The organism is Microbulbifer okhotskensis (assembly GCF_023895975.1).
Taxonomy (GTDB): Bacteria; Pseudomonadota; Gammaproteobacteria; order Pseudomonadales; family Cellvibrionaceae; genus Microbulbifer; species Microbulbifer okhotskensis.
This window is the reverse complement of the sequence record NZ_JALBWM010000012.1, coordinates 52,914-69,210: the sequence shown is the minus strand read 5'-3', so window position 1 is coordinate 69,210 and position 16,297 is coordinate 52,914. Positions and strand designations below refer to the sequence as shown.

At 55.0% G+C, this 16,297-nt stretch carries 13 protein-coding genes; 10 read left to right on the top strand and 3 right to left on the bottom strand.

Features of this window, described 5'->3' with window-relative positions:
• Positions 1-116 precede the first annotated feature (116 nt).
• The 9 genes from MO867_RS23915 (at position 117) to MO867_RS04820 (ending at position 10,126) form a co-directional block, all read left to right on the top strand.
• Positions 117-440, top strand: a complete 324-nt coding sequence (locus MO867_RS23915; RefSeq protein WP_373565866.1) for a YceK/YidQ family lipoprotein — start codon at positions 117-119, stop codon at positions 438-440.
• Between the two features lie 252 nt (positions 441-692).
• Positions 693-3,041 carry a marine proteobacterial sortase target protein gene (locus tag MO867_RS04855; RefSeq protein WP_252465110.1) on the top strand — a complete coding sequence of 783 codons (2,349 nt, stop codon included), beginning with the start codon at positions 693-695 and terminating at the stop codon, positions 3,039-3,041.
• A gap of 2 nt (positions 3,042-3,043) precedes the next feature.
• Positions 3,044-3,622, top strand: coding sequence for a class GN sortase (locus tag MO867_RS04850; protein WP_252465109.1), 579 nt, complete (start codon positions 3,044-3,046; stop codon positions 3,620-3,622).
• 449 nt (positions 3,623-4,071) lie between these two features.
• Positions 4,072-6,741, top strand: a complete 2,670-nt coding sequence (gene aceE, locus MO867_RS04845) for a pyruvate dehydrogenase (acetyl-transferring), homodimeric type (RefSeq protein WP_252465108.1) — start codon at positions 4,072-4,074, stop codon at positions 6,739-6,741.
• Positions 6,742-6,758: 17 nt separating this feature from the next.
• Positions 6,759-8,405 carry a dihydrolipoyllysine-residue acetyltransferase gene (aceF, locus tag MO867_RS04840; protein ID WP_252465107.1) on the top strand — a complete coding sequence of 549 codons (1,647 nt, stop codon included), beginning with the start codon at positions 6,759-6,761 and terminating at the stop codon, positions 8,403-8,405.
• A 251-nt stretch (positions 8,406-8,656) separates the two neighbouring features.
• A complete protein-coding gene (locus MO867_RS04835) occupies positions 8,657-8,929 on the top strand; it encodes a hypothetical protein (protein WP_252465106.1) in 273 nt (90 codons plus the stop codon).
• Positions 8,930-9,028: 99 nt separating this feature from the next.
• On the top strand, positions 9,029-9,313 hold the full coding sequence (locus MO867_RS04830; RefSeq protein ID WP_252465105.1) for a hypothetical protein: 285 nt from the start codon (positions 9,029-9,031) through the stop codon (positions 9,311-9,313).
• On the top strand, positions 9,303-9,593 hold the full coding sequence (locus tag MO867_RS04825) for a hypothetical protein (RefSeq protein ID WP_252465104.1): 291 nt from the start codon (positions 9,303-9,305) through the stop codon (positions 9,591-9,593). Before MO867_RS04830 ends, MO867_RS04825 begins: the two co-directional genes overlap by 11 nt.
• Positions 9,594-9,745: 152 nt before the next feature.
• Entirely contained in the window at positions 9,746-10,126 is a 381-nt protein-coding gene (locus tag MO867_RS04820; protein WP_252465103.1) for a hypothetical protein, read from the top strand.
• 48 nt (positions 10,127-10,174) lie between these two features.
• On the opposite strand, the gene MO867_RS04815 is transcribed toward MO867_RS04820, so the two are convergent.
• Together MO867_RS04815 and MO867_RS04810 are read right to left on the bottom strand one after the other, a co-directional pair.
• Positions 10,175-13,375, bottom strand: coding sequence for an efflux RND transporter permease subunit (locus tag MO867_RS04815; RefSeq protein WP_252465102.1), 3,201 nt, complete (start codon positions 13,373-13,375; stop codon positions 10,175-10,177).
• Between the two features lie 100 nt (positions 13,376-13,475).
• Complete coding sequence (locus MO867_RS04810) at positions 13,476-14,618, bottom strand: efflux RND transporter periplasmic adaptor subunit (protein ID WP_252465101.1); 1,143 nt, start codon at positions 14,616-14,618, stop codon at positions 13,476-13,478.
• Between the two features lie 379 nt (positions 14,619-14,997).
• Between MO867_RS04810 and MO867_RS04805 the strand changes: the two genes are divergently transcribed.
• Positions 14,998-15,960 carry an AraC family transcriptional regulator gene (locus MO867_RS04805; RefSeq protein ID WP_252465100.1) on the top strand — a complete coding sequence of 321 codons (963 nt, stop codon included), beginning with the start codon at positions 14,998-15,000 and terminating at the stop codon, positions 15,958-15,960.
• Here MO867_RS04805 and MO867_RS04800 read toward each other — a convergent pair.
• Entirely contained in the window at positions 15,957-16,241 is a 285-nt protein-coding gene (locus MO867_RS04800) for a hypothetical protein (protein WP_252465099.1), read from the bottom strand. The genes MO867_RS04805 and MO867_RS04800 overlap by 4 nt on opposite strands.
• Positions 16,242-16,297 lie beyond the last annotated feature (56 nt).

Below are 16,297 nucleotides of genomic sequence, written 5' to 3'. Positions count from 1 at the left end.
ACGAGCAGTACAGTGACTATGGGGCTATAGCTGTATGAAACTGTCCGAAGTGTTGTACGTCTAAGATGGCTACATAATTTCTTTCTGAATTTGAATGACGATAAAAAGGAATTGCAATGTTTAAGGTTTTCACAATCATGTTTGCTTTGATGTTGATTGGATGTGGCACTGCCAGTACTGTTGGGCGGGATAACCATACTGTAGGCAGCGCACTAACCAGGGGGGGCTCATACTGCGAAAGTATGCCCCGTATGTATAGCGGGGTTGCTTACAACGTATGTAAAATGAACTCCAAACCAAAGAATTTCGGCACTATCATCTTGGCCTGTACTGTCGTCGACTCAATGTTCTCGGCAGTGCTGGATACTACTGTCCTTCCTTATACAATTTTTTCCCAAAGAAAATATGGAAATTTTGAATTACGTGAGCATATCCGCTAGTCAGGTTTAATTGTCGCCGGGGGGCACTGACCTCTATTGAAAATAGAGGTGGTGTCCGAGCTTCTGTGCAAGCACTGTGATTTGAATTGTTGATTCCGTATAAAAGGGAAGGCCGGCGTTAACGCCGGTTGTTAAGTTCTCGCCACAATTCGCCATTATTGAACCCTATTTCTGCCCGCTTCGCTGCCGCCTTTCGCCCACTTTCCCGTTTTTAATGACTCCAGCTTCCAATTTAAAAGTGGAGAGAAGTTTGTGAACAGGGTGATGTTATTTGGGCAGCGGTTTCATAAAGATGATCTGATGCTACCGACGGAGGAATATTATCGTCGCCGCCAAAAAGCCGGGGGGGCGGGCCGTTGGTTATTATTTATCGTGGTTGTAATGGCGGTGGTGATTGCAGCAATCGGGGCTGAGGTCAATGCGCAGGAACTTCCCGGTGTCAGTGATGTTGTTCAAGCGGAGCCTGCCGAGGTGGTTACCCTGGATGAAGTGAAAGCTGGGGACCTGCTGTTTACCGGAAGTAAGCCGGGAAAATATATTCCGGCGGTGCACCTGGACAGCCGGGTCAGCATTTCTGTACGCGGTTTGGTTGCGGAGGTAGAGCTTCAACAGCAGTTTAAAAATACCAGTGGTACTTGGCGGGAAGCTGTCTACGTCCTGCCTTTGCCTGAGCAGGCAGCGGTGGCAGGGCTCGAGATCCTGGTGGGCGAGCGCCGTATTGTCGGTAAGGTGCGCGAGCGAAAAGAGGCGGCCAAGATTTATAAGGCCGCTCGAGCAGCGGGTAAGCGCGCTGCTCTGCTGGAGCAACAGCGTCCGAACCTGTTCACCAATAAAGTCGCCAATATTGCCCCCGATGAGACGGTGCAAATTAACATTCGCTACTTGCAGCCAGTCAATTATGACAGCGGCGTTTTTTCACTGCGTATGCCCACCACACTGACCCCGCGCTATATCCCTGGAATACCAGCTTTGCCGCAGGCGCTGAACGCTGATGAGCTGGCGTTGGTTGCAGAGAACAGTGGTTGGGCGCTTCCCTCCGATCAAGTGCCGGACGCCACGGCAATAACTCCGTTCATGCTGCCGGCAAAAGAGTTGGAAGCGCTCGGTAGTCATAATATTTCTATCCTAGTAGATCTGCACGGCGGCCTGCCGCTGGCAAAGATCGATAGTCCCTATCACGATATCGATATCGACAAGAAAGGCGAGGGCCGCTATCAAATCCAGCTGCGAGATGGCACTGCTGCAATGGACCGGGACTTTTTATTGAACTGGCGACCGCGTACATCTGCTATGCCGCGCGCGGCGCTGTTTAGCGAAAAAATTACGGTGGAAGAGGGTGGTGAGGAAAAGGCTGGCGCCTATTTGCAGGTTATGCTGTTACCCCCCAGTGATAGCGCGAGCGTCCAGCGCTTGCCGAGAGAAGTGGTGTATGTGATCGATACCTCGGGCTCCATGTCAGGCAACTCTATTCGCCAGGCCAAAGAGAGCTTGACCCTGGCGCTTTCTCGTCTGCACGTCAACGATCGATTTAACGTGGTTGAGTTTAATAGCGCCCCCCGCGCTTTTTTCCCGCGCCCGGTAGCGGCGAGTGAGGAAAATATTCGCCGTGCGCGCGAGGGCATTGAAAGTTTGAAGGCAGACGGTGGTACAGAAATGGCATTGGCGCTGCGGATGGCGTTGGGACAGCAATTGCAGGATGACACCAGTTCGGTTCATCAAGTGGTATTTATCACCGATGGCGCAGTTGGCAATGAACGCGCGCTGTTTGAATTGATCAACGAGTCCCTGCATGACGCCCGCTTGTTTACCGTTGGCATTGGCTCGGCACCCAACAGCCACTTTATGCGTAAAGCCGCTCAGTTCGGGCGTGGTACTTTCGTCACCATCGGGGACATTTCCGAAGTGCGCGAGCGCATGCAGGCCCTGTTCGCCAGACTGGAAAACCCGATGGCTACCGACCTGCAGCTCAGTTGGCCACAAGGTATTGTCGCTGACGCGTACCCAAAGCGTATTCCCGACCTCTACCGTGGAGAACCTATGCAGTTGGTGGCAAGAGTTGATGGGGCTGACTTACAGGGCGATATCCAGTTGCGCGGACGTATTGCGGGTAAGCAGTTTGTGCGTAAGTTGGCGTTAACCCTGGATGGAAATTCAGATTCCAGTGGCATTGGCAGTGTGTGGGCGCGCAGCAAAATAGAGGCGCTGAGAGATCAGCAATTGCAGTCTGGAGAGCAGTCCGATGCGGGGTTGGCTTTGCGGGAGAAAATTTTGCAGTTGGCTCTGGCCCATCAGCTAGCCAGCCCTTACACCAGTTTTGTCGCCGTTGAAGAAGAGATTGCGCGCAGCCTTGAGAAGAAGTTATCTCGCAGCCCGGTTGCCAATATGGTGGCAAAAGGGCAGGTGTTACAACGGCAGGCGTACCCACGTACGGCGGTGGGCCTTTATGGGCAGATGTTGGCTGCGGCGATATTGTTGACGATGGCGGGGTTTCTGCGTCTCGGTCGCACAGTACGCAGTAATTTGACGCGCAGCCTGCGCCGTGTTTTGCCAGATCCGCGTCAGTCTGGCGCTGAAGCCCAGCCTCAAAGAGGTGTTGTGTAAGGATGATTCGCTCGCTGCTTTTTCTGCTGTGTCTTGGCACTGGTGTTTGGCAGTTGGGTTCTGCTGCTTGGCTTTTGGCGAAGGCCGAGTTGGCACAGTTGCTGATCGCTAATGCCTGGGAGGGGCAACTTCAGGGAGAGGGTGCGCAAAAGCCTTGGCCCTGGGCGGATACCTGGCCGGTGGCGAAATTGAAGTTGCAGGGGCAGGCTCCCCAGTTTGTGCTTGCGGGGGGCAGCGGTCAGGCGCTGGCGTTTGGTCCGGGTTTGCTGGCGGGCTCTGGTGATCCCGGCGGGGACCGCACAACGGTAATAGCGGCTCATCGCGATACCCACTTTTCCGGGCTTCAGTATTTAAAGTATGGCGCTGTGATCTATCTGCAGGACAGCAATGGTCACTGGCACAGTTACCGAGTGGTAGAGACCCGCATTGTGGATAGCGAGCGCGAGATGCTGCCAATATTTGCCGAGCGGGGGCTTTTGCTGGTTACTTGCTACCCTTTCGCGGCTCTCACTGCGGGAGGGCCCCTGCGTTACTTGGTCTACGCTGAATATCAATCCGGTGGGGAGCGGGTTCAGCTGTGATTGGCCCTAGCGCTTGAGGCTCGATTTTGTAATTGATTTTCTTGAGTTTTCCATAAAATGTTCCGGCAAATCCAGTATTTGGCAAATAATTGTTTTGTGTTTTAGTTTTATTTGTTACTAAGCGTCCTGTCTGGAAATTTTCTTGTAGTAATACTACAATCTCCTCCGCTAACAACCGGGAATGGGGTTTTGTCCGCCACTTTACGCGGACCCCGGAACAAATAATCACCGTCAAACTAGGCACTTGCGGGAGCAGACAGCGCCGCCTTTCCTCTCCGCCATACTCGAGTGAAGAATCACGCACTTTGCATTTGCGCCAACAAAGTTGGCGAATTGGCGGAACCCAGAAAAAAGGGAAGCTTTTTTTTGCCCGCGCTGTAGTTTGCCCGCGTACCGATTTTTGAGAAATAGACCGACTTGACGTCGCCTAATTCGCCGAGGAGCACTTGATGCACGAAGATACCGATAACCTCGAAACGCAGGAGTGGCTGGATGCGCTGCAAGCGGTTATCCGCTACAGCGGCAAAGAGCGCGCAGCCTTCCTTCTGAAGCAACTGTCCGATCGAGCTACTGATGTAGGGGTACAGCTCCCTGCGGCTATCACCACGCCCTATCGCAATACGATTCCGCCCAACGCTGAAAAGCGTATGCCCGGCGATCTGTTTATGGAGCGCCGTATCCGTTCCCTGATTCGCTGGAATGCCCTGGCGATGGTGGTGCGCGCCAACCAGAACAACGATGGCCTTGGCGGCCATATTTCGAGTTTTTCTTCCGCAGCAACCCTCTACGATGTGGGTTTTAACTACTTCTTCCGTGGCAATGAGGGCGAGGAACGTGGCGACCTGATTTTCTTCCAGGGCCACAGTGCGCCGGGCATTTATGCCCGTTCATACCTTGAAGGCCGCTTCGATGAAGGACAGCTGGACAACTTCCGCCGTGAAGTTAACGGCAATGGCCTGTCTTCCTACCCGCACCCCTGGTTGATGCCGGAATACTGGCAGTTCCCCACAGTTTCGATGGGGTTAGGGCCGATTCAGGCGATCTACCAGGCGCATATCATGCGCTACCTGTCCGCCCGCGGCCTGTCTCCGCGCGGCGATCGCAAAGTGTGGGCATTCCTCGGCGATGGTGAGTGCGACGAGCCGGAAACGCTCGGTGCAATCTCTCTGGCGGGCCGTGAGCAGCTGGAAAACCTGGTGTTCGTGGTCAACTGTAACCTGCAGCGCCTGGATGGCCCTGTGCGCGGCAATGGCAAAATTGTGCAAGAGCTGGAAGGTGTTTTCCGCGGCGCTGGCTGGAATGTGGTCAAGGTATTGTGGGGCCGCCTGTGGGACCCGTTGTTGGAAAAAGATGACAACGGTCTGCTGCAAAAGGTGATGGACGAAGTCGTCGATGGCGAGATGCAGAACTTCAAAGCCAATGGCGGCGCCTATACCCGCGAGCACTTCTTTGGCAAATATCCGGAGCTGTTGGAGCTGGTCAAGGATATGTCCGACGACGAGATCATGAAGCTGAATCGCGGTGGTCACGACCCCTATAAAGTCTATGCGGCTTATGCGTCGGCTATGGCGCACAAGGGCCAGCCCACTGTGATCCTGGCGCAAACCGTAAAAGGTTACGGTCTGGGCTCCGCTGGTGAAGCGGCGATGGACACCCACTCTGTGAAGAAGTTGGACCTGGACTCCCTCAAGCGCTTTCGCGACCGCTTTGCCATTCCGCTGACCGATAAAGAACTGGAAGAAGTGCCTTACTATCGTCCGTCGCCTGACAGTCCTGAAATGAAATATATGGACGAGCGTCGCAAGTCCTTGGGGGGGCCGGTACCGCGCCGTCCTACGGAGTGCCCGACACTCGAGGTGCCTGGTCTCGATGCCTTCAGTGCTTTGACCAAGGGTTCCGGAGAGCGAGAAATCTCCACCACCATGGCATTTGTACGTGCCATCGCCGCACTGGTTAAAGACAAAAATATCGGTAAGAACATAGCGCCGATCGTTCCGGACGAAGCGCGTACTTTCGGTATGGAAGGCCTGTTCCGCCAGCTGGGTATCTACTCCTCCCAGGGGCAGCGTTATACCCCGGTGGATCACGGCCAGGTCATGTATTACAAGGAAGACAAGAAAGGCCAGGTGCTGGAAGAGGGCATCAACGAAGCCGGCGCAATGTCCGCTTGGATGGCGTTGGCGACGGCCTACAGCAACCATGGCGTGCCAATGGTACCTTTCTACATCTACTATTCCATGTTCGGCTTCCAGCGCGTAGGTGATCTGGCCTGGGCCGCTGGCGATATGCAGGCGCGCGGCTTCCTGATCGGTGCCACTGCTGGTCGCACCACCCTGAACGGTGAGGGTTTACAGCATCAGGATGGCCACAGCCACGTGCTGTCTTCCACCATTCCCAATTGTCGCAGCTACGACCCCGCCTACGGTTACGAGCTGGCAGTGGTGATGCAGCGCGGTCTTAAAGAGATGTACGAAGAGCAGAAGAACCTCTTCTACTACATCACTATCGAGAATGAAAACTACCTTCAGCCGGAAATGCCCCAGGGTGCGGAAGAGGGCATTATTCGCGGTATCTACAAGCTGCAGTCCAACGTCAAGAAAGGCGCCAAAGGCAAGGCAGCCAAAAAACATGTACAGATGATTGGCGGCGGTACTATTTTGCGCGAAGTGCTGGCTGCAGCGGATATTCTCGCCGACCAGTTTGGCGTGACCTCCGATGTGTGGAGCCTGACCTCGGCCGTGGAAGCGGCGCGCGAAGGTCAGGACGTGGCACGCTGGAATATGCTGCACCCGGAAGCCGAGCCGCGCAAAGCTTGGATCACCGAGCAGTTCGAAGGCAACACGGCTCCGGTTATCGCCTCCACCGATTACATCCGCTCTTACGTGGAGCCGCTGCGTGAATTTATTGACGGCGAACTGACTACCTTAGGCACCGATGGTTTTGGTCGCAGTGACAGCCGTGAGCAGCTGCGCCGCTTCTTCGAAGTGGACCACAACTATGTGGTAATTGCGGCGCTAAACGGGCTGGTAAAACAGGGTGTTATTGACGCAAAAGAGGTTTCTGAAGCGATCGTGAAACTTAATATTGACGCCGAAAAAGTTAACCCGCGCATCAGCTAAGAAAAGGCAGAACTCCTATGGCAAAACAAGTCATTAAAGTGCCTGATCTCGGTGGTGCCGATCAGGTCGATGTTATTGAGATTTCCGTTGCTGTCGGCGATACCGTCGCGCAAGAGGACTCTCTGATTGTGGTGGAGGGCGACAAGGCCTCCATGGATGTGCCAGCGCCCCTGGCAGGCAAAATCCTCAGCATTAGGGTGAAGGAGGGGGACAAGGTTTCCGAAGGTGATGTGATTGGGGAAATGGAAGCAGATGCTGCGGGCTTTTCTGTAGACGAGCCTGCAGAAAAGCCCGCTGTCTCAGCCCCAGTTGCTGAATCGGTGCAAGCTGAGGCGCCGACGGCGACTCAAGTCGCCGCACCGGTGGGTGCCGAGCCGGAGGAAGAGGCTATTCAGGTTCCTGACCTGGGCGGTGCTGATGCGGTGGATGTGATTGAGATATCGGTACAGCCTGGCGATACCGTCGAAGAAGGCGATTCCCTGATTGTGGTGGAAGGCGACAAGGCCTCTATGGATGTGCCTTCTCCCCGCGCGGGAACGGTAGTTTCTATCGCCGTAAAAGAGGGTGACAAGGTTTCCACTGGCGACGAATTGGGGGTCTTGAAGGTGGTTGCCGAAGATGCTGTCGCGCCTGTCGCTACGCCAGAGGCGGCCCAGGCAGCAGCTGTCCCAGTAGGGAGTACGGCACAACCGGTGGAGCCGCCGGCGGTGCCTAAAAAAGACTTTCGGTTGGAGCGCAATCTCACCGCCGCTGCCCAGGTTTACGCCGGCCCCGCCGTGCGTAAACTGGCACGCGAGTTAGGCGTTACCCTGAATAAAGTAAAGGCATCGGGCCCGCGCAATCGGGTTTCCAAAGATGACTTGCACAACTATATCCGCGAGCAGGTGAAAAAAGCGGAGACGGGTGCGGTGGGAGTTGGTGGCGCCATCGGTATCGCCAAGATGCCGGAAATCGACTTCAGCCAGTTCGGTCCGGTGAATGTGGAGCCGATGAGCAAGATCCACAAGATCACTGCTGCCAATATGTCCCGGAATTGGATCAATGTGCCCCATGTCACCCAATTTGACGATGCGGATATCACTGAGTTGGAGAGTTTCCGCAAGTCTATGAAGGCCGAGGCGGAAAAGCGCGGAGTGAGGCTCACCCCGGTGCCTTTCCTGTTGAAAGCCGTAGCCGCAGCCCTGCGTGCTGAGCCCAACTTCAATGTGTCGCTGCACAATGATGGAGAGCATATTGTGCACAAGGATTATGTGCACGTGGGTATGGCGGTGGATACACCCAAAGGCCTGATGGTGCCGGTGATTCGCGATGTGGATAAAAAGGGTTTATATGAACTGGCTGCTGAGGCCAGAGAGATGGCTCTGAAAGCCCGCGACGGCAAGCTCAAGCCCAATGAGATGCAGGGCGCTTGCTTTACCATCTCGAGCCTGGGTGCTATTGGCGGTACCGGCTTTACCCCGATCGTCAATTCGCCGGAAGTGGGTATTCTCGGCGTTTCCAAACTGGCGATGAAGCCGGTGTGGAACGGCAAAGATTTTGAGCCGCGGCAGATGCTGCCACTGGCATTATCGTACGATCACCGCGCGGTAAATGGCGGTGACGCCGGACGCTTTATGACCTTTATGGTTAGCGTGTTGGCGGATGTGCGACGCCTGCTGCTGTAACGGCTAAGCGTTACAGCTTGGAAAAAAGCGGTCAATGGGCCGCTTTTTTTATGCTTAATTCGCTGGGAGTATCTACATTTCACATAGCTCAAGCGCGCCTTAGGTGGGGTTGAAATAGTTGCCGTGCAATTCATCTAATAGATGAATTGCACGCAAAATGGCTATGCGCTAACTGGCTGCTAATCCCTCGCCAGCTAGACTCACTGAGAGGCTACTATCATCGCAGCACTGAAAATGTGAGGTGTCGGGTTATGGGACCTACAAGGAAATTCGCTTTGCCGTTGCTGGCGGTATTGGCGATGCAGGGCTGCTTGTTTTTGCCTGTGGAAGAGGTGGAGGGAGAAGACCCATTCTTTTATGAGGCCGAGACTGTCGGACAAGGCGCCAGCTTTGTGGAAGTCGGTAGTCACCATTCAAAATATCCACAACCCTTTCCCGCCGATCCCCAGTGTGAATCGGCGGATTGCGTAGATAGTTTACAGGACTCCGTAGCCTGGTTTTTTCCGATACTGCGAGTCTATTAACGGCGGCAGTCGAATCTTTTACGGAGCTGTTGCTGTAAGCCGGATCTAAAACCGTTGTGCGTGGATTCTGTCCTCGCGGTGTCGATACGGAGCGCTACCATGCAAAAATACGCGATAGTTATTTCCGCCCTGTCTGCGAGTTTACTCCTGCAGGCTTGTGGAAGCCCTAACACCCGCAATCAGGTGGTTTACCCAAGCAGTCCACCGATCCCACGGCATGCGGAGTATCGGGCCTACCCTCCATCCCATGCGCCCGAGACGCCTTCGACGAGGGCTGGTTGTCCGGGGGATGCGGAGGAGCTGGCACCGGGTTCTATTTGTCCCCCGAGTGCCCGCTGTTTTGATGTTTCCGGTGGAAGGCGTTGTATTTCCTATGAAGGGTAAGATTCTTTTTCTCGTTATTGCGGTGCAGTCTCTGGTGGGCTGCGTCGCGGATGGCTTCGGTGATGACCTCAGCGGTACCCCGATTTACTACACCTATAAAACTTCACCGGTGCCGTTCGATGAGCTCACGGCGTTTCCCCGCTTTTGTCTCGCCGGTGATCCTTTTATGGGAGCGCTTGATCATTGTATTGCTGAAGACGTGCACTGTTATCAACTTGATACTGGCGACTGGTGTGCCGGAGCCTACTCGCCATTTCCCTTGAGCTATAGCCCGTATTGATTTGGGAGGGTTTAGTGGGTTGGTGTCGATTGCCTGTGGCGGGTGGTGGTTCAGATTATCCCGTGGATTTTGCCGAATGACGTGCGCATGAAGGTCTGAGTTTAAATTGAAGATTTCCCTTTTGGGGGATGCTCGTTCGAACGGACTGAATAATGAGAGGCGCCAATAGAAGTTGGATTCGCAATGTTATGGTCGCGATTGATCAATTGGGCAATGCCATCGCCGGCGGCAATCCCGATGCAACGATATCGGCTCGCTGTGGCTATTTTTCAAGAGTGATAGAGACGCCTTTTCGGCGCTACTGGAGATTCTTGGAGCGGGTGATTAATACTACCTTGCAGCCGATTGATGGGCCGGATCACTGCTACCAGTCGTATTTGTGGGACCGTGCTGAAAAGCATGAAGAGGGGAGCGATTATATGCGAGCCCTGTTAGGGGTGATTGTTATTCTTGTTTGTATACCGGTGGGGCTGATCATTCGGTTTTATATCATTATTTTCCCCGGTGCTCGCTGGAAAAAGGGGACAAAATAGCGGAGGAAAAAGCCCCGGAGCAATTTCTGCTCCGGGGCTTTTCCATATTTAACTGTTAACGGGTTCTTGCGACTGTACGGTGACTTCTCCAGCCTGATGTGCTTCGCTCGCCTTGGCCACAGACAGATTGCCGCCGGCAATTTTGCGCAGAGCAACGTAGAACACGGGAGTGAGTAGCAAGCCAAACAGGGTCACGCCAATCATACCGGTGAATACGGTGATCCCCATGGCATTGCGGACTTCGGCACCAGCACCGCTAGCCAGTACCAGGGGGACCACGCCGGCGATAAAGGCGACAGAGGTCATAATGATCGGGCGCAGACGCATCCGGCAGGCTTCGAGTGCCGCTTCCACTGTACCTTTGCCTTCCATTTCCAGTTCGCGGGCAAACTCGACAATCAGAATGGCGTTCTTACAGGCGAGCCCCATCAGCACAACCAGCCCCACCTGCACGAACACATTGTTATCCCCGCCAGTAACCCAGACGCCGAACAGTGCAGCCAGTAGGCACATGGGCACGATCAGAATCACTGCCAGAGGCATTACCCAGCTTTCATAGAGCGCGGCGAGCACCAGGAATACCAGCAAGACGGCGAGCGGGAATACCACCATAGCGGCACCGCCTTGATTAACCTGCTGGAAGCTCAGGTCGGTCCACTGAATCTGCATGCCCGGTGGCAGGGCCTGCCCCGCCACCAGCTCAACCGCCGCCAGCGCCTCCGAAGAGGACAGCATACTGGGGTCGGATTGACCCATCAGATCTGCGGCCGGATAGCCGTTGTAACGGATCACTGGGTCTGGGCCATAGCTTTGGCGTAGGGTCACCATGGTGCTGATGGGCACCATCTCGCCGTTTATATTGCGGGTATAGAGGTTATCGATGTCCTGGACTTCGTCGCGGAAAGGCGCATCCGCCTGGGCAACTACCTGATAGGTGCGTCCAAACAGGTTGAAGTCGTTGATGTACATAGAGCCGAAATACAATTGCAGCGTGCCGAATAGGTCATCCATGCGTACGCCCTGGGCCTTGGCTTGCAGGCGATCCACTTCGGCGTCCATTTGCGGCACATTGGCCTGGTAGGAGCTGAAGGGATAGCTGAGACCACTGGCCTGACTCAGGGCGCCCGCCAACATATTGGTGGCATTTTGCAGCTCGCCGTAACCGGCGCCGCGACGGTCCTGTACGTACAGGGAGTAACCGGAACCGGCACCCAGGCCGAAGATGGGCGGCGGCATAAAGGTCATGGCGAAGCCTTCCTTGATCTGGGAAAGCTTGCCGTTCAACTCCGCTGCGATCTCGGTGGCACTGCGTTCGCGGACATCGAAGTCGTCAAACAGGATAAATACCGTGCCCACATTGGGGGTATTGGTGCCCTGCAAAGCATTAAAGCCAACGAAAGCGGCGGCATTGGCAACCCCTTCGGTTTCCAGAGCCAGTTCGCTGACGCGGCGTGCTACTTCTTCGGTGCGGTCCAGGGAGGCGCCTTCCGGCAGGCGAATACTACCCACTAAGTAAGTCTTATCCTGTACCGGAATAAAGCCGCCGGGCACTTGCTGGAACAGTGCGACGGTGCCGGCCAGCAGCACCAGATAAACCCCGAAAACCAAACCGCGGCGCTTGAGGCTGTGTCCGATGACTCTCTGGTAGCGTTCTGAGTTGCGCTGAAAGAAGCGGTTAAAGGGGCGGAATATCCAGCCGAAAAGGCGTTCAATAATACGCGCGGGCACATCCGGCCTGGCGCCGTGGGGCTTCAGCAGAGTCGCCGCCAATGCCGGGGACAGCGTCAGGGAGTTGACCGCAGAGATAATAGTAGCGATAGCAATAGTGGTGGCGAACTGACGGTAGAACTGGCCGGTGATACCGTCCAGGAATGCCATGGGCACAAACACCGCACAGAGAACCAAGCTGATGGCGACAATGGGGCCACTCACTTCACGCATGGCCTGGTGGGCTGCAGCTAGAGGCGTCAGGCCCTCTTCGATATTCCGCTCGACGTTCTCTACCACCACAATGGCGTCATCCACCACAATACCGATGGCCAGTACCATGGCGAACAGGGTCAGAGTATTGATGGAGAAACCCAGCAGATGCAGCACTGCGAAAGTACCGACAATAGATACTGGCACCGCCAACAGGGGAATCAGGGAGGCGCGCCAAGTCTGCAAGAACAGGATGACGACCAGTACTACCAGCAAAACGGCTTCTAACAGGGTTTTGATAACCGAGCTGATGGAGGTGCTGACGAAAACCGTGGGGTCGTAAGCGACCTCCCATTTCAGGCCTTCGGGGAACTGGTCGTCCAGTTCTGCCATTTTTTCACGGATAGCGGCGGAGACTTCCAGGGAGTTGGAGCCGGGGGATTGGAAGATGGGAATGGCCACGGCCTGACGGCCATTTAGCAGGGCGCGCAAGGAGTCCTGGGAAGAGGCCAGCTCTACTCGGGCCACATCCCGCAGGCGGGTAATTTCGCCGTTTTCCCCAGTCTTCAGCACCACGTCACCAAATTCTTCCTCGCTTTCCAGGCGACCTTTGGCATTGATGGAAATCAGGAAGTCGGAGCCATTGGGCATGGGCGAGGCGCCAATCTGGCCCGCAGAGACCTGCACATTTTGCTCGCGCACTGCGCTGACAATATCGGTGGCGGTAACGCCTACCGCAGCGGCTTTTTGCGGATCTACCCACAGGCGCATGGCGTAGTCGCCGGAGCCAAAGACGGCGGCGAGGCCTACACCGGGGATACGCGACAGCTCATCGCGGATGTGCAGTACAGCGTAGTTGCGGATGTAGGTCGCATCGAGGCTGTCATCCGGGGAAATCAGGTGCACCGCCATCATCAGGTTGGGCGACTGCTTTTGGGTGGTAACGCCCTGTAAGCGCACATCCTCAGGCAGGCGAGGCAGGGCCTGGGAGACGCGGTTTTGTACCTGTACCTGGGCCTGGTCCGGGTCGGTGCCCAGCTCAAAGGTGACATTCAGCGTCAGGGTGCCATCACTGCCCGCCACAGATTTCATATAAATCATGTTCTCCACACCGTTGATGGCTTCTTCCAGCGGTGTGGCGACAGTTTCAGAAATGGTCTTGGGATTGGCGCCGGGATAGCGGGCACTGACCTGCACGCTGGGCGGAACTACCTCCGGGTATTCACTGACTGGCAGTGACGGGATGCTGATCAATCCCACTACGAAAATAATAATCGATAGCACCGAGGCAAAGATGGGTCTATCGACAAAGAAACGGGAGAAATTCATACACTGCTACTCCGAGAGCGGTACGATTTGCCGCTCGGATTCCCTTGATATGATTTGTTGAAAACAGGGGCTCATGTCGTCGGCCCCTGGGTGTCACAAGCTATTGGCCCGCTGCGTGGGTGGTCTTGATCTGCTTCTGCATGGCTACCATTTCCGGTATCACTGGCATGCCTGGGAAGTAAATCTTTTGCAGGCCGTTCACAACAATCTTTTCGCCGGGCTTCAGGCCGCTGCGAATAACCACAAGTTCCCCCTGGCGGGGACCGGCAACCACCGGGCGTCTCTCAGTCAAATTGCTGTCGTTGACGATATACACATAGCGGCGATCTTGGTCGGTTAATACTGCCTTGCTATTGATCAATACCGCGTGTGCCACCTCTTCAATAGGCATTTCCACTCGCGCAAACTGCCCGGGTTTAAAAATACCGTCATCATTCTTAACCACGGCGCGGAACTGGATAGTGCCGGTATGGCTGTTGAGGCGGTTATCAATAAAGTCCACCTCACCGCTGTGTGGATAACCCTGTTCACCGGCGAGACCGATTCGCACCGCTGGCTTTTTCCCTTTATTTAAAAGAGTGCGGCCATTGGCGAAAGTCTGTTCATCGCTTTCGAAGTACACGTACATCGGGTCGACAGAAACCAGCGTGGTCAGCAGGGTATTGTCGGCATTGGCGAGGTTGCCGCGAGTCACCAGCGCACGGCTGACCCGGCCGGATATGGGCGCTTTAACGTCGGTGTATTGAAGATTTAACTGTGCATTCTCCAGGGCGGCCTCCGCGGCACTGAGGGTTGCTCTGGCTGAATCTCTTGCAGCGATGCGTCGATCATATTCTTCGCGGGAGATGGCTTTACTGTCGAGCAATTGTCTGGCTCTACCGGACTGCTTTTCGCTGAATGAAAGGTCGCTGCGAGCTCGGGCGAGGTCCGCTAGGGCCGCGCGTTCACTGGCCTGGTAGGGGCGGGGGTCAATGGTAAACAGCACGTCGCCCTGTTTGACCAATGCACCTTCGGCAAAGGAGACTTTGTTGATATAACCGCTGACTCGGGGGCGCAGTTCTACCGTTTCGGGGGCGGCCACGCGGCCGGTAAAGCTGCGCCACAGGGTAGTGGCTCCAGAGGAGACCTGGGCAACTTCCACGGCGGGCGGAGGCGGGGGCTGCGTGCCGGGTTCACCGCTGTTGCAGCCGGCGAGCACCAGAGCAGAGATGCCGAATAAAACCGATGTTAACTTTCTTGCCATAACCTGTGCGCTCCCTTTGCTACGGAGGGCGAAGTGCTGCTGAGCGCTTCTCCCAATAAGGGCACAACTCTAGCGGTTGGCTCGGGGTAGCGGTATCCGGGAACTGTTGATTGATTGCCTATTTCTGTTATGAATAGACTCTGAAGTTAAATAATGTGCAGACTAATCGGTGTTCATAGAACTGGATGTATAACTAGGTATCTTGGCGTGTAATTAAGATATTACAGTGATTTTAAGGGTGTTTAATGGAATAGGTTGTCTATTGCTGCACAGTGATTGCCCAATCCTGCAAAGTTGACTGGTAATTGCCTAAAACTCCGTATACAGTGTGCTACTTCGTTTTGAGTCGCCGAGCTTGTAGCGGGCACGAGGGGAGCACATGGGCATTAAAGACAGAGCAGAATCCAGTTCGATCGCTGTGGATATGGAGTTTACTAGGCAGAAGTTGATCCGCTCGCTGGTGCGGCAGGCGCCGGAGCAGGGTTTGAATGAGACGGGTTTGGAGGGGCTCTCCCTTATCCGCTGCAACGAGCCGGGTACCTGTGCTGCAACTGTTTATACACCCTCGCTCAACTTCATTATCCAGGGGCGCAAAACCCTGGAGTTAGGGGACCGTGAAATCTCCTATATGCCGCTGAGCTACGTCGCGACTTCTGTGCATTTGCCTATCCTTGGCCGAGTTGAGGATGCGTCTCTGGAAACTCCTTTTCTCGGGGTAAAAGTCACTATCAATCCGAAGGAGGTTGCCGATCTGGTTATGGAGTTGGGGGACAAGGCGCCAGGTGTCGAGGCTGGTTTCGATTGCCCTGAAGTCAGCTGTGGCTTGTGTCTCACGCGTATGGATCACGGTATGCTTGACGCGCTTAACCGATTGGTCACTTTACTTGATAGCCCCAAGGATGCACCAATACTGGCGCCCTTGGCGCGACGAGAAATTATTTATCGCGCCCTGATGGGGGAAATAGGCGCGCGGATGCGCAAGTTTGCGATGGTGGACAGCCAAGCGAACCGTGTTTCGCGGGTCATTGAAGTACTTAAAGACCGATTCTCCGAGCCTTTGCGGATTAGTGAATTGGCGGGCCAAGCCAATATGAGCGAGTCCTCGCTCTACCATAGCTTCAAACAGATTACGCGCATGTCTCCGCTACAGTTTCAGAAAAAACTGCGACTGCACGAGGCGCGGCGGTTAATGCTCACGGAGGGGATCGAAGCCGCCTCAGCCAGTTACCGGGTTGGCTATGAAAGCCCCTCACATTTCAGCCGCGAATACAGTCGCATGTTCGGTCTGCCACCCCGGGCCGATGTAGTTAAATTGCGGGGTGAGCAGCGGGTGCCGGCTTAGCCTGAAGTGGGGTTACCCTGCTTAAGGACAAATAAGGAGCACCACCCCTCGGGACTGATATCGCCCTCCACAACCAGGCAGGCATTGGGGGGCTCAAACAATTGGCAGTCCACACATTTCTTCCCATCTTTGGGGGTGTCTTGATAGTTAACCCGCTCTTTTTGGGCTTTTATTTGGGCGAGTGCCCGGTCTGTTGCAATTAATGCAACGGGGATTAATGCCAGTGAAGATCCGGTGGCTTTGAGAAATTGGCGGCGGGAGATACCTGGTTGCTTATCCATCTGTTGTTAATCCAAATCAGTAATTTATTACTGCTGTTCAGATTAGCTGGGTTGTA